Source organism: Streptomyces sp. NPDC017993, assembly GCF_044328065.1.
GTDB lineage: Bacteria > Actinomycetota > Actinomycetes > Streptomycetales > Streptomycetaceae > Streptomyces.
Window position 1 is genome coordinate 1 of sequence record NZ_JBIRGO010000056.1, and the last position, 6,506, is coordinate 6,506.

6 protein-coding genes and 1 pseudogene are annotated in these 6,506 nt (G+C 69.1%); 1 reads left to right on the forward strand and 6 read right to left on the reverse strand.

Features of this window, described 5'->3' with window-relative positions; genetic code table 11:
• Positions 1-96: 96 nt before the first annotated feature.
• The 6 genes from ACH4FH_RS38725 to ACH4FH_RS38750 form a co-directional block, all read right to left on the reverse strand.
• Positions 97-1,167: a polyprenyl synthetase family protein gene (locus tag ACH4FH_RS38725; RefSeq protein ID WP_398560676.1), complete on the reverse strand. Its 1,071-nt coding sequence runs from the start codon at positions 1,165-1,167 to the stop codon at positions 97-99.
• 149 nt (positions 1,168-1,316) lie between these two features.
• Positions 1,317-2,231, reverse strand: coding sequence for an oxygenase MpaB family protein (locus ACH4FH_RS38730; protein WP_398560677.1), 915 nt, complete (start codon positions 2,229-2,231; stop codon positions 1,317-1,319).
• 250 nt (positions 2,232-2,481) lie between these two features.
• On the reverse strand, positions 2,482-2,805 hold the full coding sequence (locus ACH4FH_RS38735; RefSeq protein WP_398560678.1) for a hypothetical protein: 324 nt from the start codon (positions 2,803-2,805) through the stop codon (positions 2,482-2,484).
• A gap of 595 nt (positions 2,806-3,400) precedes the next feature.
• The gene (locus ACH4FH_RS38740) at positions 3,401-3,880 is read right to left on the reverse strand and encodes an FAD-dependent oxidoreductase (RefSeq protein WP_398560679.1); all 480 of its coding nucleotides are present in this window, start codon (positions 3,878-3,880) and stop codon (positions 3,401-3,403) included.
• Between the two features lie 237 nt (positions 3,881-4,117).
• The gene (locus ACH4FH_RS38745; RefSeq protein WP_398560680.1) at positions 4,118-4,825 is read right to left on the reverse strand and encodes an EF-hand domain-containing protein; all 708 of its coding nucleotides are present in this window, start codon (positions 4,823-4,825) and stop codon (positions 4,118-4,120) included.
• 176 nt (positions 4,826-5,001) lie between these two features.
• Positions 5,002-5,424 (reverse strand): hypothetical protein, encoded by a 423-nt coding sequence (locus ACH4FH_RS38750; RefSeq protein WP_398560681.1) that lies wholly within the window; start codon positions 5,422-5,424, stop codon positions 5,002-5,004.
• A 439-nt stretch (positions 5,425-5,863) separates the two neighbouring features.
• On the opposite strand from ACH4FH_RS38750, the pseudogene ACH4FH_RS38755 reads away from it, so the two are divergent.
• A pseudogene (locus tag ACH4FH_RS38755) lies at positions 5,864-6,064 on the forward strand (MFS transporter); the annotation flags it as partial.
• Positions 6,065-6,506 lie beyond the last annotated feature (442 nt).

Below are 6,506 nucleotides of genomic sequence, written 5' to 3' on the forward strand. Positions count from 1 at the left end.
AACGGCTTGATCACAGCCCATGCCTGATCAGACAGTTCATGACGACGCACCACGAACGGAGCAACGACTAACCGACTTTGCGGACACGCCCTAGCCTCAGACCGGCACAGGCCCGGGGAGATTGCGATCGTCGTCGTCGGTGACCGGGCAGCCGAACACCGAGGCGAAAGCCTTCAGTTCCCGGTGTGCCCGGGGCGTGGGCCGCACGCGGTCGAGGCTTTGTGCCGCGAGGTCCATGTGCTCCTCGATCGTCCGCAGCGCCCAGCCGCACCCCCCGCAGTTCTCGACGAGTTCGGCGGCGTGCCGGATCTGGGTGTCGCTGAGGGGGGTATCGGAGCGGTAGAGGTCTGCGAGGCGGTCGCGATCGGCGCCTTGCGCGCGCAGTGCCGCCAGGAGCATGGGCGTCTTCTTGCGGCGGCGGATGTCACTGCCGTGCAGGCCGTCGACCCAGTTGGCGGTGGGCCGGAGGTCTTCCAGGTCGTCCTGGAGCTGGCAGACGATACCGAGGTGGTGACCGTAGGCGGACAGTGCCTCGATCTGGTCGTCTGCTGCGCCTGCGCACAGGCCACCCAGCTCGCAGGCGTAGCTCATCACCCGGCATGCCTTAGCCTCGACGACCGCCATGGACTCCTCCAGCGCCACCTCCGTGCGTGCTTCGAGGTCCATGTCCGCGACCTGCCCGGCGCTCATTACCTGGACGGTTCGTCCCATTCGGCCGATGGCCGTCGGGATCTTTGGGCCGCTTTGCTCGGCCAGCAACTCGATGGCGAGGGCGAGCAGGGCGTTGCCGGCCTGAAGGGCCGCCGCGGTGCCGAACACCGTCCACAGGGTCGGGCGGCCACGGCGGTGGCTGTCGCGGTCCATGATGTCGTCATGGATCAGGGTGTGGTTGCCCATCAGGCTCCATGCCGCGGCCGCCTCCACCGCCCCATCCCACCCGTCACCGTTGACGTCGGCGGATAGCAACACCAGCGTCGGCAGCCGCAGACGCGACAACGAGCCCTCCGCAGCCGCGCCACCGGAACCGGCCCACCCGTAATGGAACTCCGCGAGAGCACGCAGCGGCTCCGGAAGCCTGCCCACGGCAGTTCGCAGAGCCGGGTCGAGTACCGCGCGCGCGGCGACGAGGATCTCCTCGGCCGTCCGCCTCTGACCAGCAGTACTCATCACCATCTGCGCCTCCCGATTTACTGGATTGCGTCGGTGCACCGTTGGCGGGCCGCCGGTCGGTGCCCGCGGGTTGGTCAGTCATGCCCGGCATCGGACTGATGTGCGTCTGGAAAGGGGAGCGGGTTCGCCGCCGCTGCACAGGTCGGTCACGGGCCTTCTCCTTGCACGATGTTGTCCTTCTCGTCAGCTGTGCCGTCTGTGAGCCAGCGGGGTCCGATTTCGCAGACCCGGTGGCCGTCGGGGTAGGTCGCCAGGGCCAGACGGTGGGGGCGACTGTCCGGGCGCGGCGGCAGCAGCCGCAGGATGCAACCGCGCGTACGCAGCAGCCAGGCGGCCAGGCGCCGGTCGCGTTCGGGCGGGAGGGGCAGGCCGACAGCGTGCAGGAGGGCCTCGTCCAGGCTCGCCAGGGAGAAGCGGTGCATCAGCGGCTTGAGCGGACCGCGCAGCGAATGGGGGAGCATGTCCGCGCTAATGGCCAAGGCCGCGGCGGCCAGGCGTCGGCTGCTGTCCGTGACGGCGAAGTGCCGATGCTCGTAGGACCGGGCGAACTGGTCGAAGTCGGCGAAGGTGGCCGGGGCACCCTTGATGCCCATCAGCTGGGCCAGGCGCCTGCCGTAGTTGGTCAGTGCCCGCTGTTCGTGCGCGGTCAGCCGACGCCAGCCGAACTGGTCGATCCACCGCACCGGCACGACGATGAACAGCGCGATGATGTAGATGTGGTCGTCGTTGGCGATGTTGTAGCGCCGGTGCATCTGGTTCATGCGCCGCAGGTAGGCGCGCCCTTCGGGGCTCTCCAAGCCCAGGCGGCCCATCTCATACATGATCAGCAGCGTGTCGTCTGCACGTTTTTGAGTGTGCCCGACGATCTCGCCGGTCTCCTCCAGCAGAGCGCTGATGGACGGGATCGCGAAGGTGCGGAAGAAGGCCAAGGACACGGACTGCCAGTAGTCCCACGGGAACTCGTACGCGCTGACCAACCGCCAGATCTCCTCGTAGTCCCGTTCCGGATCCAGATCCTGGATACGGCGAAGCCGGTCAAAGCGCCGTTGTGTACCAGTCATAGACAAGTTCCCTCCAAAGGCCATGCGTTTCCGCCCCCGCCAACGGACACCACAGGCAACGCGGCGATATCGCCACGTTCTGACACCGCTCGAGGCGTCCCCATTTAAAAGGTTCTGCGTGGTGAGAAGGCATCGGGGCTGCGGCACCGAAGGCGGGCGGGGATCACCCACCGCATCCCACGACACGGCGGGATGGGCTTCAGTAACTGCCGGTCGGCAGCGATGTCGCGAAGTAGGCGCCCGGTACGGATCACGGCTGCTCCCTCCTGGCGGAATCGGGGCCAGGTCCTGGCAGTGGTGCTGGGGCCGGGTGGTGGCGTGGTGGTGCACCGGGGCCGAGCAGGACGTCCCACACAGCGGTCGGGGTTGCCAGTCGGTGTGCGGGTCGGGACGAAGCGACCGCTGCGATGAACGTTGCGGAGGCGGCGGGCCGGGTGGTGGCGGCGGTGCGCAACCGGTCGGCGGCGTACTGGGCGAGGCGAACGGTCGGCCCGGGGCGTGGACCGGTGGCGCCGGGGTAGCGGATGTCCTCGGTGGTGCACAGCAGCCACGGCAGATCCGCGGTGCGGCACACGATCCGCTGGATGCGGTGGCAGGCGGTAGGCGACGTGAGTGCGCGCAGTCCGGTGGTCTCCAGCGCCTGGCGCAGGGCGAGCGCACTGGTGCGGCGACGCTCATGCCTTGTCCGTACAGCGGGTTGAACGTGGTGGCGGCGTCGCCGATCACGAGGAGTCCGGCGGGCCAGGACGGGGCGCGGTCGTAGTGGTGGCGGCGGTTGGCGGTGTTGCGGTGGGCCACGGTCCGTCCGGCCGGCTCGGCCTGGGCGAGGAGTTCGGCGATCAGGGGGTGACGCAGGGAAGAGGCGAAACGACGGAAGCCCGCATCGTCGGTCGGCGGGTGCGCGCCGCAGGTGCCGGAGAGGGTGACCATCCAGGAACCGTCCTCCACGCGCAGGAGGAAACATCCCCTCCCAGGCTTGCCGCACCGCGGGTCGGGCTGGATGTTGACGCAGTCGGGCAGGAGCTGCGCTGCGGTCGGCCGGACCAGCCGGCTGGCGTAGGCGAGGTGAGAGTCGACAACGGTGGTGCGCACGGGGGCCAGGCCGAGTCTGGTGAGCCAGCTTGGGGTCTGGGTGGAGCGGCCGGTGGCATCGACCACGAGGGTCGCGGTCATTGCGCTCTTCGCTCCGTCGGGGCGGCTGCGGGTGCGCACTCCGGTGACCCGTCCGGCGGAGCCGAGCAGACCGACGGCTTCGGTGGACGGCAGGAAGCGGACCCGTGGAGTGAGGCGGGTGCGCAAGGTGTGTTCGACCAGGGGCCGGGTGGCTCCCACGAGGTAGTGCCGCGTGGGGAAGGGGTCCATCCAGCCGTGGGGCCGTAGATCTGCGTCTGGTGTGGCAGCCCGATGCGGTGTGCGCCGCGCGAGTACAGGTCGTCCAGGGTCCCCGGCAGCAAGACGTCCATGGCCTCGGCGCCGGTGGACAGCAGTCCGTGCACATGGCGTCCCTGGGGCACGCCGGCACGTGGGGCCGGGCCGGCGTGCGGCCGGGCCCGGTCGAGGACGGTGACCTGCGCGCCGGGGGCGGCCAGTGCGGCTGCGGCCGCCAGCCCCGCGATACCGCCCCCCAGTACGATCACCTGGGCGGTCATGACTGCCTCCGTCCTCGGTTGCGTGTGTGCGGGCCGGCGGTCGCTCAGGGGCCAACCGGGACCGTACGGCGGAAGTTAGATGCCTTGGACTGGTGCACGGCGATGGGGCGATGCCGCACCATGGCACCGCTCCACATACGGGCACAGCCACCGGCCTCGGCCAGCCAGCCCACTGGCCTGACGGTTTGGGCGAACGGCTGGCCGAACCTGGACAGGACAGAGGTGACCGGCGGGGCCTTAGGCCACTGGGCCGAATGCGACCGCTGCGGCCGTGGCGCGATCGGTGGAGCTGAACATGTCCCGTACCGTCTGGGCCCACTCGGTGGTGCTGAACAGCCCGTCGCCGTCACGGTCGAGGCGTCGGAAGGTCTCCTCGCTGAAGGCCACGTCGACGTCGAAGGCCTTGTAGATCAGGTCGAGTTCGTTTCGGTCGAGCATTCCGTCCCCGTCGAGGTCAGCCGCCTCGGCGACCACTTGGGCGACCCGCTCCATCTGGTCGATGTAGGCGGGATCCTCCTCCAGCCCGGCGTCGATCGCCACGGTGAACTCCTCGCGGGTCACGCGGCCGTCCCCGTCGCTGTCGGCAGCGCGACGGATGACCTCCCACCAGGCGTCGAAGGTCTTCCGCAGGTCATTGGCCAGCTTGTCGTCCATGTCCGGGCGAAGAGTCCGCAAACGGTCGGCCCGCACGCGGAAATCATCCTGGTCGATGTGGTCGTCACCTGTCACGTCAAGCGTGTTGAACGCAGCGTTGATGTTGCGCCGCTGAAGGTCACCGATCATGCCTGATTCACTTCCGATCAAGGTCTGCCCCTGACCACCGCTGTGCGGCGCAGGGTGCAGTTCCGTCTGGCGGCAATCCCGGGCCATTGCCCCAATGAGCCGTTGCTGCAGGCGATGAGGGTGTGAACGGTGCTGCCCCCGCCGCTTTGCAGTCGGCGCCACGGTCCGATTGCCGGTACGTGCATGTCCATGCGCGGGGCCGCACACGCACCATTTGCGTGAGTTAGCTTGCCTGGATGAATGACCGAACGTCTGATCGGACACTCGCCGCTGTGTGGCCTGTGCAGTAGCCCGCGCCGCCGCGGCGCGGCGGGGTATTCTGCAGCATCGGGGCGTACTCAGAGGCCAGTTTGTCGACGGTGATGGGGGCCGGGCTGCTGGGGGTGGTGCGTCCTCTGGTCGTCCTCGGGCGCCGGGTGCGGTGCGCTGGCGTCCTCCCGGTCGGCGGCCTTGGTGAAGGCGTCCTGAAGGTGGCGCAGCCGTTCGGCGGTGAGTTCCAGGGATTCGATGTCCGCGCGCGACTTCTTCAGTGCCCGCAGGGCCGTCAGGTCGATCGCCGACCGTGGCCCGGTCTCCTGCTCCGGGCGGCCGGGTTCGAGGTCTGTCTCCTGGTTCGCGAGCAGTTGCTCGGGCATCGCGGCCTGTTGGTGCGTCGCGATGTCGTACGCCCGGCCTCGCGCGGCGGTCGTGGTGCGCAGCTTCTCCTGCGCAACCGCGCTGGCGAGGAGGGCACGGTCGTAGCGCATCGGAACGCGGGGCACCTCCGGCTCCCCCGGCTCCTGGTCCGGGGGCCGGTTCGGGTCGGGCACGGCGATCGGCGGGTGCCGGGCGGGTGTAGGTCGGCCAGGGCCCACTTGGCGGTGGAGAGGCGGTACGCCGGCATCCGGCCGCGCAGCGTCTTCGGTTCGCTGATGTCCGAGCAGTGTGTGGTGAGTGCGGCGTCCGCGATCCTCTGGTCCAGGCCGGGGTCACGGGGGCGGCCGCGCAGGACGAGAGCGAGGCGGCGGCGGGCTTCGGCGAGCAGGTGCCGGCGGTGGGACCATCCGCCGCCGTTCATCACGAACACCATCGCGGTGACGTCGACCGTCGCCAGCGCGACATCGACCACCGCGGCAACCTGGGCACGTATCGCTCGGGCTGCGGTGCGGGCGCGCTCGAGGAGCGAGTCCACCAAGTCAACGCCGAAGGACAGAGCCGCGCGAGGTCGTGTGGGTGGGCCAGGCGCTGACCGGGCTCGGCTCGGCCGCGCTGCCGCCCACGACACTGGCGCTGATCAGCCAGGCGGTCCCCGATCCGCGTGAACGCGGCACGTTCATCGGCCTGTGGGCCACCTCGCTCACGGCGGCGCCGGCCATCGGCCCCCTCATCGCCGGAGTGACCCTCGACCACCCGGCCCCTCGTCATCCCTCAACACGCTGGGCTTCACAGAGAAATGGCCGGTTGGCTGCCTTCCTGACGACCATGAACGAGAGCCAAGTGCACCCAGACGGCGTGGTTTAACGACTCTCCCAAGTGCAAGCGTGCAGAGCGGCCCTCCTACCGCGCCTAGAGCTCCGGGGGCCCGTGGAACTGCTCCGTGCCGAGGCGGTCGCACACTACTTTTGGTTGGCGATCCAGATTCCGGCCCGGTGCCAACTCCGCGCGCTCATCGATAACGGCGGAGCCATGGCGTCGCTGGGCTATTTGGCATGCCAGCAGCGCTTCCAGATCTGCGTCCGTCAGTCCACTGCTACGAGCAGTGTGCGTATCTAGTGTCCTGAGTCAGTAATTCGTTTGCAGTATGAGGCGAGTGACTCGAGGATCTGGTCGGCTGTCTTGGTCCAGATGAATGGCCTGGGGTCTT